The 23,731-nt window shown below is 64.0% G+C and carries 18 protein-coding genes and 2 pseudogenes; 14 read left to right on the top strand and 6 right to left on the bottom strand.

The features are described from left to right. Window positions 1-434 precede the first annotated feature (434 nt). The 3 genes from AB4074_RS18555 (at window position 435) to AB4074_RS18545 (ending at window position 4,963) form a co-directional block, all read left to right on the top strand. A complete protein-coding gene (locus tag AB4074_RS18555) occupies window positions 435-719 on the top strand; it encodes an HU family DNA-binding protein (RefSeq protein WP_184739845.1) in 285 nt (94 codons plus the stop codon). Window positions 720-824: 105 nt separating this feature from the next. Continuing rightward, window positions 825-2,990: a cytochrome c oxidase assembly protein gene (locus AB4074_RS18550; RefSeq protein ID WP_441414700.1), complete on the top strand. Its 2,166-nt coding sequence runs from the start codon at window positions 825-827 to the stop codon at window positions 2,988-2,990. Continuing rightward, complete coding sequence (locus tag AB4074_RS18545; RefSeq protein ID WP_441414699.1) at window positions 2,990-4,963, top strand: NHL domain-containing thioredoxin family protein; 1,974 nt, start codon at window positions 2,990-2,992, stop codon at window positions 4,961-4,963. The genes AB4074_RS18550 and AB4074_RS18545 overlap by 1 nt, the downstream gene beginning before the upstream one ends. A gap of 26 nt (window positions 4,964-4,989) precedes the next feature. Here AB4074_RS18545 and AB4074_RS18540 read toward each other — a convergent pair whose 3' ends face one another. The 3 genes and pseudogenes from AB4074_RS18540 to AB4074_RS18530 form a co-directional block, all read right to left on the bottom strand. Further along, window positions 4,990-5,982, bottom strand: a complete 993-nt coding sequence (locus tag AB4074_RS18540; protein ID WP_441414703.1) for a hypothetical protein — start codon at window positions 5,980-5,982, stop codon at window positions 4,990-4,992. A 112-nt stretch (window positions 5,983-6,094) separates the two neighbouring features. Next, window positions 6,095-7,794, bottom strand: a pseudogene (locus AB4074_RS18535) (helicase HerA-like domain-containing protein). 58 nt (window positions 7,795-7,852) lie between these two features. Next, the gene (locus AB4074_RS18530) at window positions 7,853-8,410 is read right to left on the bottom strand and encodes a dihydrofolate reductase family protein (protein ID WP_441414698.1); all 558 of its coding nucleotides are present in this window, start codon (window positions 8,408-8,410) and stop codon (window positions 7,853-7,855) included. Between the two features lie 44 nt (window positions 8,411-8,454). Between AB4074_RS18530 and AB4074_RS18525 the strand changes: the two genes are divergently transcribed. Next, a complete protein-coding gene (locus tag AB4074_RS18525) occupies window positions 8,455-9,033 on the top strand; it encodes a DinB family protein (protein ID WP_441414697.1) in 579 nt (192 codons plus the stop codon). Between the two features lie 51 nt (window positions 9,034-9,084). Here AB4074_RS18525 and AB4074_RS18520 read toward each other — a convergent pair whose 3' ends face one another. Both AB4074_RS18520 and AB4074_RS18515 read right to left on the bottom strand, forming a co-directional pair. Beyond that, window positions 9,085-9,606 carry a GNAT family N-acetyltransferase gene (locus tag AB4074_RS18520; RefSeq protein ID WP_441414696.1) on the bottom strand — a complete coding sequence of 174 codons (522 nt, stop codon included), beginning with the start codon at window positions 9,604-9,606 and terminating at the stop codon, window positions 9,085-9,087. Window positions 9,607-9,662: 56 nt separating this feature from the next. Further along, window positions 9,663-11,612, bottom strand: coding sequence for an FAD/NAD(P)-binding protein (locus AB4074_RS18515; RefSeq protein ID WP_441414695.1), 1,950 nt, complete (start codon window positions 11,610-11,612; stop codon window positions 9,663-9,665). A gap of 264 nt (window positions 11,613-11,876) precedes the next feature. Here AB4074_RS18515 and AB4074_RS18510 point away from each other — a divergent pair, with 264 nt between their 5' ends. The 10 genes and pseudogenes from AB4074_RS18510 (at window position 11,877) to AB4074_RS18465 (ending at window position 21,726) form a co-directional block, all read left to right on the top strand. Beyond that, entirely contained in the window at window positions 11,877-12,959 is a 1,083-nt protein-coding gene (locus tag AB4074_RS18510; protein WP_441414694.1) for an amino acid ABC transporter permease, read from the top strand. After that, window positions 12,956-13,750 carry an amino acid ABC transporter ATP-binding protein gene (locus tag AB4074_RS18505; protein ID WP_441414693.1) on the top strand — a complete coding sequence of 265 codons (795 nt, stop codon included), beginning with the start codon at window positions 12,956-12,958 and terminating at the stop codon, window positions 13,748-13,750. Before AB4074_RS18510 ends, AB4074_RS18505 begins: the two co-directional genes overlap by 4 nt. A gap of 11 nt (window positions 13,751-13,761) precedes the next feature. Next, on the top strand, window positions 13,762-14,745 hold the full coding sequence (locus tag AB4074_RS18500; protein ID WP_441414692.1) for an ABC transporter substrate-binding protein: 984 nt from the start codon (window positions 13,762-13,764) through the stop codon (window positions 14,743-14,745). Then, window positions 14,742-15,905 (top strand): annotated as a pseudogene (locus AB4074_RS18495) (LLM class flavin-dependent oxidoreductase); the annotation flags it as partial. The gene AB4074_RS18500 and the pseudogene AB4074_RS18495, both read left to right, overlap by 4 nt. Beyond that, window positions 15,903-16,784 carry a DUF1684 domain-containing protein gene (locus AB4074_RS18490; protein WP_441414702.1) on the top strand — a complete coding sequence of 294 codons (882 nt, stop codon included), beginning with the start codon at window positions 15,903-15,905 and terminating at the stop codon, window positions 16,782-16,784. The pseudogene AB4074_RS18495 and the gene AB4074_RS18490, both read left to right, overlap by 3 nt. Next, the gene (locus AB4074_RS18485) at window positions 16,781-17,968 is read left to right on the top strand and encodes an LLM class flavin-dependent oxidoreductase (protein ID WP_441414691.1); all 1,188 of its coding nucleotides are present in this window, start codon (window positions 16,781-16,783) and stop codon (window positions 17,966-17,968) included. The genes AB4074_RS18490 and AB4074_RS18485 overlap by 4 nt, the downstream gene beginning before the upstream one ends. A 9-nt stretch (window positions 17,969-17,977) precedes the next feature. Continuing rightward, complete coding sequence (locus AB4074_RS18480; RefSeq protein WP_441414690.1) at window positions 17,978-19,375, top strand: NtaA/DmoA family FMN-dependent monooxygenase; 1,398 nt, start codon at window positions 17,978-17,980, stop codon at window positions 19,373-19,375. A 628-nt stretch (window positions 19,376-20,003) separates the two neighbouring features. Continuing rightward, complete coding sequence (locus AB4074_RS18475) at window positions 20,004-20,549, top strand: hypothetical protein (RefSeq protein WP_441414689.1); 546 nt, start codon at window positions 20,004-20,006, stop codon at window positions 20,547-20,549. 238 nt (window positions 20,550-20,787) lie between these two features. Continuing rightward, window positions 20,788-21,351 (top strand): GNAT family N-acetyltransferase, encoded by a 564-nt coding sequence (locus AB4074_RS18470; RefSeq protein WP_441414688.1) that lies wholly within the window; start codon window positions 20,788-20,790, stop codon window positions 21,349-21,351. Between the two features lie 114 nt (window positions 21,352-21,465). Continuing rightward, window positions 21,466-21,726 (top strand): ribbon-helix-helix protein, CopG family, encoded by a 261-nt coding sequence (locus tag AB4074_RS18465; protein ID WP_441414687.1) that lies wholly within the window; start codon window positions 21,466-21,468, stop codon window positions 21,724-21,726. 731 nt (window positions 21,727-22,457) lie between these two features. On the opposite strand, the gene AB4074_RS18460 is transcribed toward AB4074_RS18465, so the two are convergent. Continuing rightward, window positions 22,458-23,729, bottom strand: coding sequence for an ATP-binding protein (locus AB4074_RS18460; protein ID WP_441414686.1), 1,272 nt, complete (start codon window positions 23,727-23,729; stop codon window positions 22,458-22,460). Window positions 23,730-23,731: the final 2 nt, after the last annotated feature.

The raw sequence follows: 23,731 nt of genomic DNA, 5'->3' as shown, positions 1-23,731 counted from the left end.
AGGCCTCCATGACCGAACTCAAGGCCATGAACACGACCCCCGCCACGCCGATCGCGGAGGCGATTTTGCTTCCCGAACTCACGGCAGCATAATCAAATAACTGACCTGCACGGTGTCGAGAAAACTCCACCACTCAGCGGGACGTAACCGCCGGCACCCGGCATATGTGAGCGAGCGTCCGGCCAGGACCCCTTATTTGTGAGCGAGCGTCCGGCCGGGACCCCCTATATGTGAGTTAGCATCCGGGGTCGGGGAGTTCGCCCGCGGCGGAATTGACCCCCAAAAGCGCCCGAAATAGGGTGAATTTGGTCAAAAAAGCGCGGAAACACGCGGAATTTGCTGGCCGCGTCGTCCCAAGCTGGTAAGTTTTCGAACAGTGGCTCGCACGCATGCCGTGTGTGAGCTCCAAAATCGTAAAGTCCAGGAGGACACAAATGGCTAAGAACCGTAGCGAACTGGTTTCCGAGGTAGCTGGCAAGGCTGGCACCAGCCAGGCTGCAGTCAACTCCGTGCTCGATGCCCTGTTCGAAGTTTTCGAGACTTCCGTCGCCGCTGGCGAGAAGATCACCATTCCGGGCTGGCTTGCCATCGAGCGCACCGACCGCGCAGCCCGCACGGGCCGCAACCCGCAGACCGGCGAGACCATCCAGATCGCCGCTGGCCACAGCGTCAAGCTGACCGCCGGCTCCAAGCTGAAGGCAGCTGTCGCCAAGAAGTAAGACACTTCGGCGAACGCCTCGGAAGGCGGCAACCTGCGGGTTGCCGCCTTTCTGCTTTAATCCGCTCGATTCGCCGCGCCGCCGACGTTAGCGGACAATGGATAGGTGCCATCAGCCAAAACTCCCGCCACTGCTCCTTCGCCCGCTTCCAAGCCGGGAACCACGGCAGGTGCTGCCGTGGAAGGGATCTCCTTGCCGTGGCAACTGGCGGGCTTCGCTGCGCTCTTCCTGGCTCTCTCGGGTGCTCTGATCTTCTCCGGCGCCTCGGCCGCGCGGCAGGTCTCTGATCCAGGCGCCTTGGTCCGCTGGGGGCTGCCCGTCGCCAAAGCCATCCATAACGTGTCCTTGGCGACCGTGATCGGCGGGCTGATCTTCGCCGTCGTTATCCTTCCCAAACACACGTCCCGATCCAAGGGCGACGATGCCCCTGAACACCCCGCGTTCACCCGCGCTTTGGCCGTAGCGGCAGCAGCAGGCGCCGCTTGGACGCTCTCCGCCGTCGCGGTCCTGGTGCTGACGTACGCGGACGTGGCTGGGCAGAGCCTCTCCGGGGACGCGCAGTTCACTGCTTCGCTCGTCTACTTCATGACGGACATCCAGACGGGCCAGGCGTGGCTCGCCGTGACGATCATCGCTGCGATTGTCACGACGGCGCTGTTCGGCGTCCGTTCGTTGGCGGGACTCGCGCTGACGCTTGTCCTGGCTCTTGGCGGACTGATCCCGAGCGCACTGATCGGTCACTCCGCGAGTTCCAGCGACCACGAAGGCGCTATCAACTCGCTTGGCCTTCACTTGGTGGGCGTGTCCACCTGGGTGGGCGGCATCATCATGCTTGCGGTCCTCTCGAGCCTCCTGCGGGGTTCCAATGCAACAGGCACCAAGGACATTACGGAACAGACCCTCCGCCGGTTCTCCGCGTTGGCCGGCTTTGCCTTCGTGCTCGTCTTCGCGTCGGGCGTCGTCAACGCGAGCATTCGCGTCACCAGCTTTTCGGCCTTGGTCGGCACCCCCTATGGGCAGATCATCCTGGCGAAGGCGCTGGCCACGATTGTCCTCGGCGGTATCGGGTTCATGCACCGCCAGTGGGTGATCCCGCAGCTGGGCCGCAAGTCCATGACCACGCGTCGCGTGCTGTGGCAGCTTGTGTTGGTTGAACTTCTGGTGATGGGCGCGACGTCGGGACTCGCCGTCGCGCTGGCCAGCTCGGCACCGCCGCTGCCCACCACCTACGCACCCGACGCCTCGCCGGCCTTTATCCTGTCCGGTTACGAGCTGCCGCCCGAATTGACGCCCGCGCGCTGGTTGACCGAGTGGCGCCTCGACTGGCTTTGGGTGGCTGTGGCCCTCTTCGGCGCGGCGAGCTACATCCTTGGCGTGGTCAAGGTCCGGCGACGCGGTGATTCCTGGTCCTGGTTCCGTGCCGTGAACTGGATGATCGGCTTGGTGGTCCTGACCTACATCACGTCGGGGCCGCCGTCGGTCTACGGCCGCATACTGTTCTCCGCCCACATGGTGGACCACATGGCGTTGACGATGGTCGCGCCGCTGTTCCTGGTCCTGGGTTCGCCGGTGACCTTGGCATTGCGTGCCCTGCCATCGCGCGGCGAGGGATCGCGCGGGGACGGCTCCCGTGGGCTTCGTGAGTGGCTCCTGGTGTTTGTGCATTCGAAGTTCTCCCAGGTGGTGACCCACCCGCTGTTTGCCGCCGCGAACTTTGCCGGTTCGATCGTCCTGTTCTACTTCTCGGACGCTTTCGGCTGGGCAATGCGTGAGCACGTCGGCCATGAGCTGATGAACCTGCATTTCTTGCTGACCGGCTACATCTTTGTCCTCACCATGATCGGCACGGACCCACTGCCGCGTCGGGCGCCCTACCCTATGCGGTTGCTTCTCTTGCTCGCCACGATGGGCTTCCACGCATTCTTCGGAGTGTCCATCATGGGAGGCACCGGGCTGCTCGCTGCCGATTACTTCGGCAACCTCGGCCGGACCTGGGGGCAATCGGCTTTGCTGGACCAGCAGACAGGCGGCGCTGTGGCCTGGGGAATCGGCGAAGTTCCCACCTTGCTGGTGGCGATCGGCGTCGCGGTCATGTGGTCGCGTTCGGACGCGCGCGAGACCAAACGCACGGACCGGGCGGCCGACAGGAATAACGACGCCGACCTGAATGCTTACAACGATATGTTTGCGCGGCTTGCAGACCGCGATGCGAAACTGACTGAGCGGGACTTCAAGCAGCCCGAAAGCAAGACCAACCTGGAAGGACGCTGATGAGCGAATCCGTACGCACCCAACTGCGTGTCCGCGCCTCTGAACTGGTGGGCCGTGGCTGGCTCAACACCGGTGGCAAGTCCCTGGACCTGGAAGCCCTGCGCGGCAAGATCGTGCTGCTCGACTTCTGGACGTTCTGCTGCATCAACTGCCTGCATGTCCTGGATGAGCTCCGCCCGCTCGAGGAAAAATACTCCGACGTCCTGGTGACGGTCGGCGTGCACTCTCCCAAGTTCGAGCACGAAGCCGATCCCGTGGCCCTCGCATCCGCCGTGGAGCGCTACGAAATCCACCACCCCGTCCTGGACGACCCCGAGCTCGCCACGTGGAAGGCCTACACGGCCCGCGCCTGGCCGACGCTGGTGGTTGTTGATCCCGAGGGCTACATCGTGGCGCACCTTTCCGGTGAGGGCCACGCAGACGGCCTCGCGGTGCTCCTTGAGGAGCTGGTGGCCGAGCACGAAGCCAAGGGGACCCTCCACCGCGGTGACGGCCCCTACGTGGCTCCCGTCCCGACGTCGGGCACCCTGCGCTTCCCCGGCAAGGCGACCCAGCTGGACAACGGCAACTACCTGGTCGTCGATTCCGGCCACCACCGTTTGGTGGAACTTCGTCCCGACCTTGAGACCGTGGAACGCGTCATCGGTTCCGGAACCAAGGGCTACCTGGATGGCGCGGCGGAAATTGCCCAGTTCAACGAGCCGCAGGGCGTGGCGGTGCTCCCGGCGGAGCTCGCCTGGAAACTTGGCTACGAAGCGGTGGTCGCCGACACCGTGAACCACCGCCTCCGCGGCGTCACGCTCAGCTCGGGTTATGTGCAGACAGTCGCCGGCAACGGCGTTCAGCGCTTGCTCGACGCCGGCCCTGCCCGGGTGACGGAAAGCGGTGCCGGTGTTTGGGCTGAACACCACGACGCCGGTCCGGCTGACTTCGCGGCCGACGCCCTCGACGTCGGGGTACTGGGTGTCGGGACCGGGGTCTCCCTGTCCTCGCCGTGGGACGTGGTGTGGAGCGAGAAGCTGCAGCGCGTCGTCGTCGCGATGGCCGGCACACACCAGATCTTTGCCTTTGAGCCTCTCAGCGGCGAGGTATCCATCCTGGCCGGCTCGGGCCTTGAGGGTTTGCTTGACGGACCCGCCGAGGAAGCCTGGTTCGCCCAACCTTCCGGCCTGGCCGTGGATGCGGACGACAACATCTGGGTGGCCGACTCCGAGACCTCGGCACTGCGCCGCCTGGTCCTTGGCGAAACCGGCGTGACCGTTGAGTCCGCCGTAGGCAAGGGCCTGTTCGATTTCGGTTTCCGGGACGGCGAGGCCATCGCGGCCCGCCTGCAGCACCCCTTGGGTGTCACCGTGCTCCCAGATGGCTCCGTCGCCATCGCGGACACCTACAACGGTGCCGTGCGGCGCTACGACCCCGCGACGAAGGCAGTGTCCACCTTGGCGCGGGGACTCGCCGAGCCGAGCGACGTCGTCGTGGTCTACCCGGAAGGCGGTGAGCCGCTCCTCGTGGTGGTCGAATCCAACAAGCACCAACTGGTCCTGGTCCCGATCCCCAAGGAAGCCCAGCAGGTGGACGAGGGCGCATCCCAGACGCAGCGGCCTAAGAGTCCCGTGGCGCCGGGGAACCTGGGGCTCACCGTTCGCTTCACGGCCCCGACCGGGCAGAAGCTCGACCACCGCTGGGGGGACCCGACGCAGCTGAAGATTTCGTCGACCCCGCCCGAGCTGCTGCTTTCCGGTGGTGGCACGTCCGTGGGGCTGCTGCGGACCCTCGAGCTGTCCGCGGACGTGCCTGAGGGGATCCTTCACATCACGGCCCGCGCGGCTGCGTGCGATGGCCCGGAGACCGAGGACGGCGAAATCCCCGATCACGCCGCCTGCCACCTCTACCAGCAAGACTGGGGCATCCCCGTTGTCCTGCAGGCCGACGGCGACTCCGAACTGGTGCTTGACCTGCGCGGGATGGACTAGGCAGGGGCTGCGGGCCGCCGTCGAAGCTAGAAGCTCACCAGCGGCGTCACCGTGATGGTGTCCGCGCCTATGTCCAGCCGGGTGGTGAAGCTGAAGTCGTGAACCGCGCTGAGGTCTCCCACTTGCCCGCTGAAGAGATCGATTTCGCGGGCTGTTACCTTGGCTTTGCCGTTGAGGGGCGCCACGACCCACTGGCCGTTAAAGGGGTCGATGCTGACCTTGGGATATTCCGTGATCTGCCATTTGATGGTGCCGTCCACCACCCGGCTATTGGTCACGTGGTAGAACGGGCAGTCGGGCTGGAGCTTTTGCTGCTTGGTGGCGACAGCGGCGCAGGTGTCCAGGAATTCCTTGACCTTGTCGCTCACCACTTTGATCATGGCGTCGGTGGGCTTGGTCAGAAGGTTGAGGGGTGCCTGGGGCAGGGCACCCGTGGTCACCGAGGTGCTGGTAGTCGGCGCCGAGAAGTATTTGCCGGCGAGGCTGGCTTCGTACTGGCCCGGGTAAAACACGGCAAAACTGTTGCGGCCATTGGGCAAGTTCACCGGGACGCCGTTCAGCGTCGCCTCGTTGGCGTTCACCACGGTGACCTCGATGGTCGGCAAGGATGACGGCACGAAGGACCACTTCCCGAAGAACAGCCACTCGGTGCCCGTCCGTTCAAGCAGGAAGTCCGAGTGCAGCGCCTTGCCGTCGATCTGGTAGTCCAAAGGAACCGTCACCCGGTTGCCGCCTCGGGATTCGGCGTTGCCGAGCTTGATATCGGTGATCTTCGACGCCGCCGTCTGCAGGGCGGTACCGTCCAGCATGGCGGCATTGGCGTTGGGCACGGACGCGTGCAGGAGCCCGAGGGCTTCCCCGCCATGCCCCTTCTGGAGGGCCGAGAGGTAATCTCGAACCTGCTGCTGCGGGCTGGCTATGGAGTTGCTCACCAGGTTGATCGAAACGATCGCGGCGGCCACAGCAAGCATCAGGCCGAGTAGCCACCCGGCCGCGGTCTTGACCAACGCTTGACTCAACTGCACGCCCTTTACGTTACCCGCCGGTTCAGCAATACCCCGGCATCCTCTCCTCACGTGACGACTGAGCATGCTTTTGGGAAAGGGCCCGACGGCGGGCGGCAGCTGCGTTTTAGCGGCGCCGTCGCGATGAGGTTCCGAACACTCCGCGGAGTAGTTCCCGGCCGAGCTGCGTACCAAGGGACCGTGCCATGCTCTTCATTCCCCCGCCGAGCGCACCACCCAGGACGCCTGCGAGATCGCCCATCATTCCGCCGCCGTCTTGCTGCGGAGCCGGGGCCGGGGCATGGGCCGGTGCGGGGGGCCACTCTTCGGGGGTGGAGCCTGGCAGGGGGCGGCTGCTGGGACGGCCAAGGATCTCTTCCTCGATCCTGCGGGCTTCAGCATCCACGGCATTGTGGTCAAGGGAGGCAGGTACCGGAGGCTCGCCTGGCGCGGCCTCTCCCGTGGCGGGTGCGGTGGCTTTGCCGCTGAGTTTCTCGTAGGCCGAAATGTTGTCCACCGCCGTGCCGTATTTCGGCAGCAGCAGGGAAGCCGCGATGGTACTGCCGATCAGCTCGTCCGTGCTGGGTCCCATCACGGATTCCGGGGCACGCAGCTTCGTCAGCGCCACGGGTGTGGGCGCGCCCTTTTCGTTCATGACGGTGATGACCGCTTCGCCGATACCCGCGGAGGTGAGTGTTTCCTCAAGATCGTAGTCGCTCACCGGGAACGTGGAAACGGTGGCCTTGAGGGCTTTGGCATCTTCGGGGGTGAACGCGCGCAGGGCATGCTGGACCCGGTTGGCAAGCTGGCCGAGGACGGCGGAAGGAACATCCTTGGGCGTCTGGGTGACGAAGAAGATCCCGATCCCCTTGGACCGGATGAGCCTCACCGTGGTGGTGATGGCTTCGAGGAAGGCCTTGGATGCGTCCGTGAAGAGCAGATGGGCCTCGTCGAGGAAGAACACCAGCTTGGGCTTGTCCAGGTCTCCCGCTTCGGGCAAGTCTTCGAAAAGGTCCGCAAGCAACCACATCAGGAACGTCGAGAACAGGACGGGTTTGGTCTGGAGCGTCGGAAGTTCGAGGCAACTGATCACGCCGCGGCCGTCCGGGGCTGTGCGGAGAAGTTCCGCGGTATCGAATTCGGGCTCGCCAAAGAACTTCTCCATGCCTTGGGCCTCGAGATTGACGAGTTCGCGCAGGATGACGCCGGCCGTGGCCTTGGAGAGTCCGCCGAGGTCTTCGAGTTCCGCCTTGCCCTCATCGGAGGTCAGGAACTGGATGACAGCCCGTAGGTCTTTGAGGTCGATCAGTTCCAGCTTTTTCTGATCGGCGAAGTGGAAGATCAGCTGCAGGCTGGATTCCTGGGTGTCTTTGAGTTCCATGATGCGCGAGAGCAGGATGGGGCCGAACGAGGTGATGGTCGCCCGGACGGGAACGCCGTTGCCATCCCCGCCCAATGAAAGGAACTCGACCGGAAAGCCTTGCCGGACCACTCTTGGCCGAGGCTCGCGGTGCGGGCGGTGAGTTTCTCGCTGGCCGTCGCCGCGGTGGCGAGTCCCGAAAGGTCACCCTTGATGTCCGCCAGGAAGACGGGCACTCCGCCAGTGGACAGCTGTTCTGCCATCATGTGCAGGGTGACGGTCTTGCCGGTGCCCGTGGCGCCTGCCACCAGGCCGTGCCGGTTCATCATGGACAGTGGCAACCGGACTTGTGCTTCTTTGTGGACTTCGCCGTCGACGATGGCGGCACCCAGTTCGATCGTGGCGCCATCGAGGCTGTATCCCTGCTGGATCGTAGCGATCTTTTCAGCTGTGGTTTTCGTGGCCATGCGCATAGCCTAGTGGTGCAGGGCCGCAGTTTGGCCGAAATAAATCTTGCCGTATTTCCTATGCTCGCTTGGCATACCGGAGGTAGACGACGCCGTTGCCAAAGCGACGTTCGTCCAACAGCTCAAGGGTCAGGCCCACGCCGTCGGGGAGGAATTGTTTGCCGCCTCCGACGACCACCGGCGTGAGGAAGAGACAGAACTCGTCCACCAGGCCGGCCTTGATGGCTTGGGCGGCGAGAACCGTGCCACCAATGGACATGTCCTGCTCTGACGAATCTTTCAGCGCTCGGATGGCTCCGGCGTCGAACTCCCGCTCAAGGCGTGTCTTTGCGGTGGACGGACTTTCCAAACTTGTGGAATACACGATCTTGTCCGCGGCACGCCAGATCTCCGCGTAGTCCCGCATGACCGGTGGCTCCTCGGAAAGGGACATGTCCTCCCATGCGGACATGACCTCGTACATCCGCCTGCCGTAGAGGTATGTACCGATGGGCCGCTCAAGGTCGTTGACGAAGGCGTGCACTTCTTCGTCCGGCATGCTCCAATCGAACTTTCCGTCGACATCGGCGGTGTAGCCGTCCAGGGACATGATCCCTGCGTAGATCAGTTTTGCCATGCACAGACGGTACACACTCGCGACGGCAACGGTATAGTGCCCGGATGGATGACAAAGCGGTTCTGCTCAAATATCTGCGTGCCCGTCGCGGCGAGCTCCTCGCCAAGCTTGACGGACTCGACGAGTACGACGTCCGCCGGCCCATGACCCCCACCGGCACCAACCTCCTGGGCCTCGTCAAACATGTGGCCAGTGTGGAGCTGGGGTACTTCGGGGAGGTCTTCGGTCGGCCCAGCGGCCGGGACTTGCCGTGGCTCGCGGACGATGCCGAAGCCGACGCGGACCTGTGGGTTCCCCCGGAACAGAGCAGGGAGGAGATCATCGAGCTGCACCGGTTCTCGGCCGAGCACAGCGATGCAACCATCGAGTCGCTCCCACTCGACGCTCCCGGGGAAGTGCCGTGGTGGCCGGAAGAACGCCGACACGTGACGCTCCATCAAATCCTGGTGCACATGTGCGTCGAGACAGCCCAGCACTTGGGGCATGCCGACATACTTCGTGAGCTCATCGACGGCTCGGCAGGGAAAGGCCCCGGGGACCTGAATTTGTCACAGCGAAGCCCCGAAGAATGGGCCGATCACCGGGCCCGGATCGAAGCCGCGGCGCGCCAGGCCGTGGGGTAGCAATCGAGGGGTGAGATCCCGGCCCTTTGCGCGCGCGAAAGGCCCGAGACCTCACGCCTCGATGGGCGCCAGGTCCTTCGTGAATGCCAAGTGCTTGATCTCTTCCGGATCCGCGTCAACATCGAACAACGGGGTGTAGCCCGTGGCCAGGTACAGGTTCTTGGCTTCGGGCTGCCGCGGACCGGTGGTGAGGTAGATCCGTCGGTAGCCGCGCCGGGACGCCTCGGCCTCGAGTTCCGCGAGGACAACACGGGCCAGCCCACGACGGCGGTGGGCCGAATGCGTCCAGATCCGCTTGAGCTCCGCCGTCCGGGAGTCGTAGCGGCGGAATGCCCCGCCAGCCACGGTTTCGCCGTTCTCCTGCAGGATGAGGAGGCCACCGTGGGGTGCGGCAAACTCGCCGGCCGGGTACCTGTTGAGCTCTTCGGCCGCACCACCGCTGCCGAAGAGGTCGCCATAGCGCGTGGTGTATTCGAGGGCGAGTTCGTCCAGAAGAGGCTTGACGCGTGGATCGCGCATGGGCAGTGTCAGGACGGAAAGGCCCGACGGCGGCAGGGTTGGCGTTGTTGTCATGGCTTACCTTTCGTGAATTTCCCCAACAAGCTCGCAGTTGTTGTCGTTATCGGGCGTCAAAACGACAACAAATGTGAGTTGGTTGGGTGGCTGGTGCTTGGGTGACGGGCGGAGAGTTCGGCCAGGAGGCGGCGGGCCAGGGCATCGTTCTCGCGGAACGGTGCTGCGTTGGTTCCGGGCCGCGCGAACGCACCGGCGCCCCAACCCGAGGTCCAGGGTCCGACGGCGAAAAGCCCCGCCTGCCGTCCGCCGTCGGGAGCCAGGACTTCGTGCGAACTCGAGACCAACAGCTTACCGGTGGAGTGCGGGCCGTCCGCGGTGAGAAGCGACTGTTCGGTGCCCCAACCGGCGTCGTGCAGGTCCGCCAGTGCGGGGTTGGCCGATCGCGCCACCGACGGCGAAGGCAGCCGTGCTTCGATGTACGCCGCCGCGTCCACTACCACGGGCGATTGGAAGGAACCGGCCACGAAACGGCCTCTGGCCTCGTCCGGGCGCACCCACATGCCCGGGCCCAGGAACTGCAGCAATCCGGCGCGATGCAGTGCGAGGATTTCGCGCAATCGGTGAGGCGGCGGGCCTGAATCCACGAAGCTGAAGAAACCGTGCCACCATCCGTGCACCGCTTGTTGGGAGCGCGAATTGAGCCTCTCCTGTGGGACCAGCCGGCCGAGTTCCATGTAGACGCGGAGCAGTGCCGTGAACAAGGCGAGGGTTTCCGAATGGTCGGGGCTCGTGCGGAGCTTGAGGTCGCGTTCGATGTAGTTCGCCACGGACCTCTGCACCGCGGCATGGTCCGCGAAAGCGCAGCCGCTGAACGGTTGGTCCAGGGTCTCGAGGTCGAGCCGGAGGGTCGGGTCGGGGATGGCCGCGGCCACGAGGTCTTCGCGCGCGCGGCTGTACCAATCCAGGGCCTCGAAGCGCGCGGAAAACTCGTCCCAGCTTCCCCGGACGCGCTCGGGATATCCGGTGAAGAGTTCGCGGTAGTAGGCGTGGCCGGCGTCCTTGGCGATGAGCGGCCAGAGCTGGGTCCGGAAATCCAGCTCATCGTGGGCTGCGAGCAGCGATTCCACGGCGCCCGCGGTGAAGTACCGGGGTGCGCCGACGGGCTCGCCGCGCAGGGTCGACAAGATCTTGGAGTGGTAGGGGACTCCGCGGCGCGAGCCTGCCCAGAGTCGCGGTTCGGCGCCGGACGGCACATAGTCCAGGCCGCCGTCGGGCCTGTCTTCGAAGCGACCGCCGCGGCCCTCGAACAAGAGCACCAGAAGGTCCACGAATGCCAGACCCATGCCCGAGACCAGGACGTCCTGTCCAGGGGCAATCGGCGAATAGTCGACGTCGGTGGTGTACGACGGCGCCGCGTGGAACCCGCCATGGCGCGCGGCAAATCCGTCCAGCCGCGCTGATTCCGGCCCGGCTCGGGAATCCGTGTGCCCCAGCGAATACACCACGAGGTCCGCCTCAAGCACCCCGCCGGAGGCGAGCCGCACACGGTACTTCGCACCGCCGCGCTCCGAAACAAGATGCTCGACGGCGGTGGCCATGTCCCGGTGGACCGTCACCGTAACGTCCGGGCCGAGTGCCGCGACGGCCCTGCGGAAGAACCACTCGAGGTACTTGCTCTGGAGCTGGCGGCTGGGAAACGAGGCCGGTGTCAGCGCCCGAAGCTGCTCAAGGAGGTGGGGCTCGAACTGCGGGACGTCGCGGATGGAACCGTCCAACACGCCGGCTGCCCACGCGGCGAGGCCCGGTCCGTCGACTGCGGGTCCGTCGCAGGCCACGGAACTGTCGGTGAACATCGTGACGTCCGCTGCCGTGGAGTTGAGCAGGAGTCCCGGGCTCTGGTCATAGCGCCAGATCCTCCCGGAACCGGGTTCGTACGGCTCGACGACGTGGATGGAGAGTGGGCCGTCGAAGAGTCCGGGCTTGTTGGCCGCGAGCCGTTCGAGGATGCCGGCTGAGCGCGGACCACCGCCAATGAACACGATCGCGGGGGCGAAGGACGGCATGGCAACTCCTGTTGGCGGTGGCTGGTGGTACCCGAGCCTAGGGACCTGGCGGTGCTTCGGTCGAGGCGCCGGTAACGGCCGTTCACTGCGCGTCACGGTGCGTCAACAAGCGCAAAGAACGGACTCATATGGCTCCATATGAAGCCGCGCGAAGCGCGATGAATCCCCATGAAGAAGTGCAAAAATCCGCCTTGCAGCCGCTTCGAAGACGCCCCTAGATTGGCAGCCATCCGATCAATCAAGCGATACGAAGCGAGGTGGCGCGTGAGTTCAGCAGCAACCAAAGTGGCGCAGTCCGCACAGCAATGTGAACCGGAACCGGCACCTGGCGCCTTTTTGGAACACAGCGCCGCCGCGGAAAGCCCGACGGCGGAAGCTTCCCAGAGTGCCGCAGCCCAGAGTGCCGCAGCCCACAGTGCCCCAACCGACTACTCCGGCTACAAGCTGGTACCGGCCCGGCATCCATGGCGCTGGGTAGGCACCGTGCTGGTGGCGCTTGGCGTCGTCGCTGTTGCCTGGTCCCTCGCGACCAACCCGCGCTGGGAATGGGGTGTCGTGGCGCAATGGTTCACCGCGCAATCCGTGGTGAACGGCCTCGTGGAGACACTCAAGTTGACGGCAATCTCCGGCGCGCTCGGTTTTGTCCTCGGTTTCATCCTGGCGCTCATGAGGCTCTCGGCCTCCCCGCTGCTGCTCTCAGTGTCCTGGACGTTCTCCTGGATTTTCCGCTCAACGCCGTTGTTGGTCCAGATGCTGCTTTGGTACAACCTGGGCTACCTCTACGAGAAAATCAGCTTGGGCATCCCCTTCACGGATATCCGCTTCTTCGAAGTCCAGACCACTACGCTCATCAGCCAATTCGCGGCGGCCGTGCTGGGTCTGACCCTCAACCAGGCGGCATACTCGGCGGAGATCATCCGCGGCGGCATCCTCTCGGTGGATCAGGGCCAGCTCGAGGCAGCCGCGGCCCTGGGCATCCCGGCGTGGCGACGCTCCACCAGGATCGTGTTGCCGCAGGCCATGCGGGCCATTTTGCCCACCGCTTTCAATGAGATCATCGGCCTGGTCAAGGGAACGTCGATCGTCTACGTCCTGGCCTATTCCGAGCTCTTCTACACCGTGCAGGTTATCTACAACCGCACCCAGCAGGTCCTTCCGCTGCTCCTCGTAGCCACCCTCTGGTACGTGGCGATTACGTCGGTCCTGAGCGTCTTCCAGTACTACATCGAGCGGCACTACTCGAAGGGCGCCGTCCGCAACCTACCGCTCACTCCGCTGCAGAAGGCCAGGAAGTTCTTTTCCACCCACGCCCCCGTGAACACTGACCGAGCAAAGGAAGTCCGATGAGTACCGCTGCAACCCGCGGTCACGTGGAAATCACCAACGTCCGCAAGTCTTTTGGGGGCACTGAAGTCCTCAAGGATGTTTCCCTGACGGTTCCGCCAGGCGGCGTTGCGGTGATCGTGGGGCCCTCCGGTTCCGGGAAATCCACCCTCCTGCGGACGATCAACCACTTGGAAAAGGTGGACGGCGGGTACATCACCATCGACGGCCAATTGGTGGGCTACCAGGTCCGGGGAAACAAGCTGCACGAACTGCGCGAAAAGGACATCCTCAAACAGCGCACGGACATCGGCATGGTGTTCCAGAACTTCAACCTGTTCCCGCACCTCACCGCACTGGAAAACGTGACTGAAGCACCCGTCGTCGCGCTCCGCCGGAACAAGGCCGAAGCGCGCAAGCGTGCGCTGGAACTCCTGGACCGCGTGGGACTCATGGACCGGGCCGATGCCTATCCGCGGCAATTGTCCGGCGGCCAGCAACAGCGCGTTGCCATCGCCCGGGCGCTGGCCCTTGACCCCAAGATCCTGCTCTTCGACGAACCCACTTCGGCGCTGGATCCGGAGCTCGTCAACGAGGTCCTCGATGTCATCCGCGAACTCGCCACCTCGGGCACCACGTTGATCATCGTCACGCACGAAATGGGCTTTGCCCGCGACGTGGCGGACACCGTGGTCTTCATGGACCAAGGCCAGATCGTGGAGCAAGGCAGTCCCCGGGAGATCTTCGCGAATCCCCGCGAACCCCGGACACGCAGCTTCTTCTCCAAAGTCATCGAACCAGCTTTCAACATCTGAGGAATCCCTAAATGCCAAGCATCAAAACCAGGCTTCTGGCGCTCGCGGTGCTGCCCGCCGTCGTACTCCCGGCGCTCGCCGCTTGCTCCGACCCCGGTGCGTCCGCTGCTGGGACCAGCCCGTCCGCGAGTGCTGCCCGCAACGGCGTCGTCTACAACACCTCGCCCGAGCAGAACCGCATCCGAGCACAGAAGGACCCCGCCGCGGCAGCCGCCGTTCCTGCTGCGATCGGCAAGGACGGCAAACTGACGGTTGCCACCACCGCCGGGTCCATCCCGCTGTCCTTCCACGCCACAGATGACAAGACCCCGATCGGCGTCGAAGTGGACATCGCACAACTTGTAGCCGACAAGCTGGGCCTCGCCCTGGACGTCCAGGTCACCTCCTGGGAGAACTGGCCGCTCAAGACGCAGTCGGGGGATTTCGAAGCCGTGTTCTCGAACGTGGGCATCAACAAGGACCGGGTGAAACTGTTCGACTTCTCCACATACCGCGCCGCATACATGGGCTTCGAAGCCAAGAAGTCGTCGACGTACAACATCAAGGGCGCGGACGACATCTCCGGACTGAAGGTCTCGGTGGGATCGGGGACCAACCAGGAGAAGATCCTCCTGGCCTGGAACAAGGACCTGGAATCCCGCGGCAAGGCGCCTGCAACCCTGCAGTACTACTCCTCCGACGCCGACACCATCCTGGCGCTCTCCTCGGGCCGGACAGACTTGAACCTCGCGCCCTACCCGTCAGTGTCCTATCGGGAAAACACCCGGAACGACCTCAAAGTCGTGGGCAAAGTCAATGCCGGTTGGCCCTCCGAGACCCTCGTCGCGGCTACCACCCTCAAAGGCAACGGCCTGGCTCCGGCCATCACGGATGCCCTGAATTCGGCCATCAAGGACGGTACCTACGGCAAGGTCCTGGATCGCTGGGGTCTGAGCGAGGAAGCACTCCCGGAATCCAAGACCGTTACCGAGGCAAACTTCGGGAGTGCGAAATGAAGTTCCAGGTACTCGATATCATTCCGCACCTGAAGAACCCGGTAACCGGCGAAATCGTCTCGACGGCGGAGCGGCTCAACCAGGTGGTGGAGACTGCCCGCCGGGCCGAGGAGCTGGGTTTTGACAGTTTCGCGGTGGGGGAGCGGCACGCCGGTGAGTTCATCTCTTCGTCCCCGACGACGGTCCTCGCCGCGATCGCCGCTGTCACCAGCCGCATCAGGCTCCAAACGGGGGTCACCGTGTTGTCCGTACTCGATCCCGTGCGGGTGGCCGAAGACTACGCCACGATCGATCAGTTGAGCCGGGGCCGCCTTGAACTCGTGATCGGCAAGGGCAACGAGGTGCTTCAGTACCGCATGTTTCAGCAATTCCCCCTCTCCCTGGATGACCAGTGGGAGCTGCTCGCCGAGAAGTATGGCTTGTTGCGGCGGCTGTGGCGTGAGGATAACGTCATGTGGTCCGGCCGTTTCAGGCCCTCATTGACCGAAGCGACGACGACGACGCCGCGACCGTTTGCGGGTTCGCCACGGATTTGGCACGGCTCAGCTACAACCCTCACCTCGGCCGCGCTCGCCGCACAGTGGGGCGATCCGCTGTTCACCGCCAACGCCATCCAGCCTCGCGAGAACTACAAGATCCTGATCGACCATTACCGCGAGGAATACGAACGCCACGGTCACGATCCGCGGCACCAGTACCTCGGTTCGGGTTCCGGGGCAGGCGGCGTGTTCATCGCGGACACTACACAGGACGCAAAACGCCAGTTCGGGCCCGTCTATGAGGCGTTGACGGTTGGACGCAACGTCCCGGGCAACAATTCGCCGTTCCGGGACATCGACCACGCCGTGGCTGAAGGTCCTGCGCTGGTGGGCAGCCCGGAACAGGTCATCGACAAGATCCTGAGCTACCACTCGCTCTACGGACACGATCTGCAATCCATTTCCTTGCCCACCACGCTTCCTCTCGAACAGCAACTAGAGATCCTGGAGCGGTTCGCCCTCGAAGTCATCCCGGCCGTCCGCGCCGCCGCGCCCACCACCCTCTGGGAGCCAGCGGATCCCTACGGCGGTCGTCCGGAATTCACTGGAGCCGCCTCGCCTGACGCCGCAGGAACCGTCACCGCAGACCATGCCAACCACAGGAGGAATCATCCCCACCTGCTCCCTAACCTCGCAAGCTCGGCCAGGGAACCCGGCAGGCGTGGCCCCCGCGCCCGGTTCGAAGAGCAGACCCCCACCGCCGCCGCCTGGCAGGAATGGCACGCCGCACACGAGCGCCACCGGGCCGATCCGCACGGATTCCTCGCCGTCACGCACCTGCACTGGCTTGGTTCGGCAGCTGCTCCCTTGGATGGGGTGCCTGGCACCTGGAGTGTGGAGAACGACGTCGTCACCGTCGTTTTGGGGGCGGGCGAAGGCCTGCTTCGGGATGGCAGGGAACTCAACCCTGACGCCGCCGGGGCCACCGTCACCTTCGGTCCCATCGCTGAACGCGACGGCATCAACCTCAACGCGGGGGACACAGTCGTCGAACTCGCCAAACGCGGCGGCGAGTACATCGTCCGGCCGCGGCATCCCGGGAACCCGCTGCTCAACGAATACCGCGGCACACCGGCATATGCTCCGGATGCCCTGTTCGCGGTGAGCGGTACGTTCGTGCCGTTCGAATCCCCTCGTCCCACGACGGTTGGTGCCGCCGTCGAAGGCATCCAGCACGTCTATGAGGCGCCCGGCGAGCTCCATTTCACGCTCGCCGGCCAAGACCAGGTACTGACGGCCTTCAACGGACATGCGCCGGGCACGCTCTCGGTGCTGTTCACGGATGCGACCTCGGGCAAGACCACCTACGCGGCCAATCGCTCGCTCACGGTGACCCCGGCTGCGGACGGCTCCGCGGTCCTCGATTTCAACCGTGCCGTCAACTTGCCCTGCGCCTACACCGACCTTGCCACCTGCCCACTCCCACCTGCCGAGAACCGGCTGACCGTGGCGATCGAAGCCGGCGAACAGATCCCTTACGAAAGGCAGGAGCAGCAATGAGCCGCAATCCTCGTCCGGGCCGGCCCGGATTCTTGGCCTTGGAGCTCGACGGCGACGGGGCCCACCCGGCTGCCTGGCGCAAAGCCCGGCATGCCCCGGATGAGTTGCTGAACGGTGCGCGGATCCGGAGTACGGTGCTGGCGGCGGAGTCGGCCGGCTTCCATGTGGCGACGTTCGCCGACGGGCCCGCGGCCAGTTCAGTCGCTCGCGTGCGAGATGCTGGGGGCCGCCTTAACGCCCTGCAGCGCGCCGCCTTCGCGGGGCCTGTGACGAGTTCCATTGTGCTGGTCCCCGAAGTCGACACCGTCTACACCGAGCCCTTCCATATCTCCACGCAACTGGCGAGCCTCGACTATGTCTCCGGCGGACGGGCCGGTTGGCTCGTCGCGGCGAGCGGTTACGCGGAGGAGGCTGCCGCCGTCGGGCGCTCTTTCGTTGAAGATGCCGCCCGGGCGCAAGAGGCCGCGGCGTCGGTGGAAGTGAGCAGGCGGCTCTGGGATTCCTGGGAGGACGACGCCGTGATCCGCGACGTCCCCACCGGGCGGTACCTTGACGTCGACAAACTGCACTACATCGACTTCGAGACGCCGGCGGATTTCGCAGGGGCCGGGTATTCCGTGAAGGGTCCCTCTATCATTCCGCGCCCGCTGCAGGGGCAGTTGCCCGTGGTGGCGCAGGCTGGCTTGCTTCCTTCGGACGTCGATGTGGTGCTGGTGTCCGCTCCGACGCCTTCGCTTCTTGCCGCAGAGGTTGCGGAGGTGCGTGCCCGGACCGTTATTGGGGGCGGCCCGACTCTTGCGGGCGGCCCGGCGGTGGTGGCGGAGCTCGACGTCGTCCTTGACTCGCGTGGGCAAAGCGCCTCCGCGCGGCTCGCCGAACTGGACGCGTTTACTCCTTGGTCCAGTTCCCGGGCGCGTTTCGTCGGCACGGCCGCGGAATTGGCCGATTTCCTTGCCGAGTTGCTGGCGGTGGCCGACGGCGTTCGTCTGCATCCGGCTGTGTTGGACGTGGAACTCGAGGAGTTGGCGCAGTTGGTGCTGCCCGAGCTTCGTCGCCGCGGGGCGCTCCAGCCTGTTGCCCACGGCGGGACGTTCCGGGAATTGCTGGGTCTTGAACGGCCGCTGAGCCGGTACTCGAGCTTGGGCGCGGCGGCGGGTGCCGCCGTCGTTGGCGCGGAAAACTGAGGAGAGAATATGACACAGCACAACCGTGCTAAATTCCAGCCGAGCGGGAAGATCCAGTTCGGGATCTTCTTCCAGGGCGTGAACTCCGGCACCATCTGGAAAGCGCCTGAATCGGGTTCGCAGACCGACTTTGAGTCGTTCCGAAGGGTCGCCCAGGCCGCCGAGCGCGGGCTGTTCGCAGCCTTCTTCCTGGGCGAGGGCCTGCGCCTGCGGGAACACCTCGGCCGTCCACACGCCTTGGACGTCGCGGGCAGGCCGGACGCGCAGACCGTGCTGGCCGCGTTGGCGTCGGTGACGTCCAACATCGGGCTCGTTGCCACGCAGAATACGACGTACAACGATCCCGCCGACCTCGCTCACAGGCTCGCCTCCCTCGACTTGCTTTCCGGCGGCCGTGCGGCCTGGAACGTCGTGACCACGGACAATGCCTGGACCGGGGCCAACTTCCGGCGGGGCGGCTACCTGGATCACGCCGATCGATACGTCCATGCCGAGGCTTTCGTGGAGACGGCCAAGAAGATCTGGGATTCGTGGGAGGACGGAGCGGTTTCCTCGTCAGTTTCCGCGGAGTCCTGGGCGGTGCCCGGCCATGCTCGGCGTGTGCACCACTCCGGGCAGCACTATTCCGTGGACGTCACGCCCCGGCTCCCGCGCAGCGCCCAGTACAGGCCGGTGCTATTCCAAGCTGGCGATTCCACGGAAGGCCGCGACTTCGCGGCCCGCCAAGCTGACGTCATCTTCTCGGCGCACCCGAAGTTCGACGACGCCGTGGAGTTCCGCGCTGATATCGTCTCGCGTTCCTTGGCAGCCGGACGGGGCGCCAACGACGTCCAGATCATGCCTGCCAGCGAGTTCATTCTCGCCGCCACTGACGAGGAAGCTTGCGAGAAGAAGGAGTGGGTCCGCAGCCTGCAGATCGGGCCCCAGCAGGCGGTCGCGTATCTCGAACAGTTCTGGGGCCGTGAGCTGTCTGGCTACGATCCCGATGGTCCGCTTCCGGAGATCGATCCTGTGGTGGAGGAGACCTCGGAAACCCGGGGGAGCGGTTTCCACGGGGCCAAGGCCCGGCAGCTCGCCGAACAGTGGCGTGCCGAAGCCAAGGAGAAGAACTTGTCCATCCGGCAGTTCGTGAGCTCCAGGACTTCCAGGGTGGACGCGACGTTCACGGGATCCTACACAGCCGTGGCCGATACCTTGGCTGAATACGCCCACGTCGGTGCCGTGGACGGTTTCAACATCTCGCCCTGGCTCATTCCGACGGGCCTGGACGACATCGTGAACCATCTCGTGCCCGAGCTGCAGGAACGCGGCGTGTACCCCACGGAATACCTCGGCTCGACCCTCCGCGAGAACCTGGGGCTGGCGACGCCGGTGCGCTCGGAGTCGTTGGTTCCGGTGCAGCTTTGAACTTCCATCGATTGCTGAGTAAGTGCCGTTTGGGGGGTCCAAAACAGCACTCTGGGACTACGCCGGCAGGGTTCCCTGGCCGAACTTGTGAGGCGAGGGGTCCGGTGGGGAACAGCGGATACAACCATGACGGACTGGTGCGGCTCAAATTAGCAGTATGGGAACAGCAGCTCTAGACGGCTGCATCAAGAACGGAAGAAATCATGAGAACATCCACCTGACCCGGGGTTTCCAAGACAAAGCCGTGGCCTTGGCAGAGGCGGAGGGCCGGGCTCGTATCTCTGCGTTAACGAGATGACGTGGCGTGTAGCGTTTAGGGCACCCCGGGCATTTAATCGGGCGGGTCATACGGGAACCAGAGAGTGCCTGCATATCGGTTTTCTCGAAGGTAAGGCATGAAGGTGGCGAGCTGACCGGCGGGGGACCGTCTTACGGACGATGCTAAGTGGATGCCTAGGGCCGCATTTGACCGAACAGGAGTGGGCGAACACCATGCCGTGGGCACCTTGACTGGTGGGGCTAGGCTTTGGACAATCCAGGAGAAGTCCCGCGGATGCACGCTTCGACAGCGACGAGCTGGCAAAGCGGGAGGCCAATTTCCGGACAACCCGAAAGAAGGACGGGCAGGATGCGACAACAAGACCTGAGTCCCGCGCCTAGAGGATGGGTTGAGAAGCTGCAAGACGCCAATGTTCCCAGCTACCTCCTGATCGTAATTCTTGTGTCGCTGTTTTCACCTCTAGAGGAATCGATAGGATTTTGGCCGGCCTTGGCTACCGTCTTTCTGGCAGGTTTCGCGGCACTACGGCTAGTTGAAGTGCTCCTACGGCCGATGAAGAGAAAACGGATTGCGCTGGACGCGGAGCAAGGACTCTTTGAATGCGCGCATCGTGAGGAAGGATCAGCGCTCAAGCGAAAATGGACTTTAGGGTACGTGAAGGCAGAGCCAGGCAAAGTGCTATTTCAAGCGAAGACGGGCCTCACCGGTTCCGTGGCCGGTCCAGTCGAAATCTATTCAGAGCCACGGCTTGTGCGCGACGGGGTAAAAGCACCATGGACGGTTTTCCCGAAAGGAAGCGTCATTGTTCTGAGTACCAACAAGGGGAGCATTGAACTGGCTGCATCGGCATCCAGCCTAAACCTGCTCACCGAACGAGCCCTGAACGGTGACTGAACTAGCTCGGTCCTGTCGAACGTGTCCGCAGGATCATCTATTCCCGCTAGGCGTCGCGCCTGTGTCCGGTGAAGGATCCTCGAACGGAACGTCAAAACCGCCAAACCGAACTGTGAAAAAGCCGCCATTCCGAACCAACAGTCACAACCGGCCTACGGACACAGTTGAGCGGTGATCAGGCCGCCACCCGCTCAGACAGGCGCCGGAGCGGTCATTCGTCGTTGATAGTGTTCGGGGTATGTTCAATCCCTACTCCCCGTACGCCGAACCAGGGTTCGACGCATGGAAGCAAGGGCTGGAGGCATTGCCACCTTCGGAGGTCTTGATCCGTAAGGCGGAGCAGACGGCGCAGGACGGTCGCTGGATGCGATGGATGCAGGCAGACTGCGAGTCAACCAACATTCAGTCTGTCGAGGACAACGTATCGAAGATTGGGCAGCAGCTCGTTTTGTTGGCAGAGATCGCTGATTATCCTGTCGGCTTTTGTTGTGTGCTCGCGGGTCGAACCGATTCGGACCCGTTGTTCATTCAGCTGGTTGCAGTAGTTCCCTCCGCGCGGCGACGAGGGGTAGGACTCGCGCTCCTTAGCGTGGCCGCCGCGTCGCAGCCACAACGCAACATCGTGATGGCCACTCTCGACGACAACTTCGACGCGCGAAGGTTGAATGAGCGTTTCGCGCAATCGATCGGTGGGAACATTCAGCGTGTTCCCGTCAGCCGGTTCCGGCCGTCCGATTTAGGATTCGCTCGAGACGAGCGTCACCGTCCCTGGATGATCGACCGGCAACAGGAAGCTGATTGACAGCCGCGCTCCGGCGAGCACAGTTGCTGCTCATGCGCCCCGCAAAGGGATCCCCTAACGGACAATGGTCAGTTCATCTGGTCACCGGCAGTTATTCGTAATACGATTGTCTGCATGGAACGCAAGATGCACGGACGGGAGGTCTCGGAGGCCGAGATCGATGAGTGGGTCGAGGAAGCCGAGGCCGGTTACGAGCTTGAGGAGCTGAAGGCGCGGATGGGGCGCCCTGCCCGGGGCGCGGAGGCGTCTCAGGTCGTTCCCGTACGGCTGACGGTCGAGGAGCTTGCAGCGGTGATGGCACGGGCCGAGCGCGAGCACCTCAACCGGTCCGAGGCGATCCGCGCCGCCCTGGCCGCTTGGTCGCACGCGGCGTGATCGTCCGCCGCTCCGCACACAAGCACGGGATCAGCTCCGCTGACGGGATCGAGGCGGCGACCTGGCCGCTGGTATCCGTCCCCCTGGACGATGGCGACCCGCGCAGGTTCCTCCGCCTCGGCTTTGACACCCACGGCCGGCTGCTGGAACTCGTGGTGCTCGTCTGGGACGACGGTAGAGAAGAAACTCATCCACCCAATGAAATGCCGCCCCCAATACCTCGGGATGCTCGACTAGCACTATCTCACCAAGACATCGACACCGACTTCGATTGTGCTCTCACCGATCGGCTAACGGACACCCTCTCCCGCGCCCAATTGTTCATCTTGCGATGTCTTGGTCGTCCTGTCGCTCCGCTCGTGATGCAGCTTCACTCGGATTCCAACGGCTACGAGGACGACGATTAGCCCACCTGCGGCAATGCGCCAAGGATCGAACTCCGGCCGGAAAATGATTGTCCTTGCAATGACCAGGAACCCCACCGTTTGAGGCCAGGAAAGTATGAAGTTCCTTCGCATGCTTCTCCTTAAACAGGACCGACGCGCGGGAAATCGCTCCTGAAGAAGGTCCGCCTTGACATGTTCGGAGCCTACGTCCCAGTACCCGTCCGTGACAGGCTTCTCATCTTTGGGGCAGCTATCGTCCGCTGAGGGTTCCGCTTGCGGGCGTCACACCTCGAGCACCGACCGAAGCGAGCGGTTTCACGCTTTTCCGTGCCCGCAGACCGTCACTCAGGCGGTGAGCAACGCGAGCGGGACGACCGCCACGCCATCCTGTCGACGATACGCGTGGGCGCCCGTGTTGATGACGACGAGATCGACGACTTGGTCGGGGAGCGACTCCTTCAGCCAGAGCAGGTGGCGAACGTCGTGGTCAGTGATCGCGGACTTTAGCTTCACTTCAACACCCACAGCTTCTGCGTGTCCTCGGTGGATGATGAAGTCAATCTCGTGCCTCCCATCATGGTCGCGGAAGTGAGATACTTGCGCGTCGTTCGCCTCCGCATAGGTCTGGAGGCTGAGGGCGACGAGTGCTTCGAAGAAATCGCCGAGGCGAGTTCGGTCCCCGTTGTCGGTCGCGGGTTGGGCGGCGGACATCAGTTTGACCTCGTTGAGGTTGAGCAGGCGCGCGGAGAGTGCCGGATCGGCGAGAAAGTGCTTCGGCGCGAGGGAAGCTCGTGACAGGATCTTCTGGCCGGGCGACCAGGCGTCGACTTGGTCGAGCAGGTAGAGGCTGCTGAGGACGTCACGGTAAGCGATCGACGTCTTCTTCGTCGGTCCTGTTGGTTCACCTGGGTCGAGACTGGCACCGATCTTCGCGAAGGTGGTTGCGGACGCGGTGGCCGAGGCGTAACCCCGCAACCAACCTCGCAGCAGTTCAGGCCGGCGTATGCGGTGTCCCTGTTCGGTGAAGTCGTGAGTGATGACTCGCTCGATGTAGTCATCCAGCCAAACTCCGCGGGCACGATCGCTCATCTGCCGGGGCTGCGGGAATCCCGAGGCGACGATTTCGCGGACGTAGTCACGCAGTTCAACATCACTGGAACCATGGATGTCCGGCGTGTCTACGCCGAGCAGATCGCCGACGCGGACGGTGGGCGTTGCCAAGTTGCGTTCCGCGATGGAGAGAGGTCGCATCCGGAATCTGATGATACGGCCGGCGCCGGAGTGGAGGCGGGCGCCAACGGGTGCGGCGCTGCCGGCCAAGATGAACCGTTCGCCGGTCGAGTCACTGTCGACGAGGCGGCGGACACGGTCCCAGACCTCGGGGACACGTTGCCATTCATCGATGAGGACTGGGGTGTCTACTCTGCTCAAGTACTTGGGATCTGCTTGGATCAACTGCCGTATTTCGGGGAGGTCCAAGTCGAGAATTGTCTGCGCTCGCTGCCTCCCAGTGGAGGTCTTCCCGATTGCCCGAGCCCCGTCGATGGAGATTGCAGCGAACGAGGTGAAGAGCTCGTCGATTGAGTCATCGATGATCCGTCTCTTGTATCCGTCCATTG

Origin of the sequence: Arthrobacter sp. 2MCAF14, from assembly GCF_052115645.1 — a bacterium.
GTDB lineage: Bacteria > Actinomycetota > Actinomycetes > Actinomycetales > Micrococcaceae > Arthrobacter.
This window is presented reverse-complemented; position numbering and strand designations above follow the sequence as displayed.

Coding starts and splice junctions, on each gene's coding strand:
- AB4074_RS18555 (WP_184739845.1), top strand. CDS start 435: ATGGCTAAGAACCGTAGCGAACTGGTTTCCGAGGTAGCTGGCAAGGCT.
- AB4074_RS18545 (WP_441414699.1), top strand. CDS start 2,990: ATGAGCGAATCCGTACGCACCCAACTGCGTGTCCGCGCCTCTGAACTG.
- AB4074_RS18530 (WP_441414698.1), bottom strand. CDS start 8,410: ATGGCAAAACTGATCTACGCAGGGATCATGTCCCTGGACGGCTACACC.
- AB4074_RS18525 (WP_441414697.1), top strand. CDS start 8,455: ATGGATGACAAAGCGGTTCTGCTCAAATATCTGCGTGCCCGTCGCGGC.
- AB4074_RS18520 (WP_441414696.1), bottom strand. CDS start 9,606: ATGACAACAACGCCAACCCTGCCGCCGTCGGGCCTTTCCGTCCTGACA.
- AB4074_RS18515 (WP_441414695.1), bottom strand. CDS start 11,612: ATGCCGTCCTTCGCCCCCGCGATCGTGTTCATTGGCGGTGGTCCGCGC.
- AB4074_RS18505 (WP_441414693.1), top strand. CDS start 12,956: ATGAGTACCGCTGCAACCCGCGGTCACGTGGAAATCACCAACGTCCGC.
- AB4074_RS18500 (WP_441414692.1), top strand. CDS start 13,762: ATGCCAAGCATCAAAACCAGGCTTCTGGCGCTCGCGGTGCTGCCCGCC.
- AB4074_RS18485 (WP_441414691.1), top strand. CDS start 16,781: ATGAGCCGCAATCCTCGTCCGGGCCGGCCCGGATTCTTGGCCTTGGAG.
- AB4074_RS18480 (WP_441414690.1), top strand. CDS start 17,978: ATGACACAGCACAACCGTGCTAAATTCCAGCCGAGCGGGAAGATCCAG.
- AB4074_RS18475 (WP_441414689.1), top strand. CDS start 20,004: ATGCGACAACAAGACCTGAGTCCCGCGCCTAGAGGATGGGTTGAGAAG.
- AB4074_RS18470 (WP_441414688.1), top strand. CDS start 20,788: ATGTTCAATCCCTACTCCCCGTACGCCGAACCAGGGTTCGACGCATGG.
- AB4074_RS18465 (WP_441414687.1), top strand. CDS start 21,466: ATGGAACGCAAGATGCACGGACGGGAGGTCTCGGAGGCCGAGATCGAT.
- AB4074_RS18460 (WP_441414686.1), bottom strand. CDS start 23,729: ATGGACGGATACAAGAGACGGATCATCGATGACTCAATCGACGAGCTC.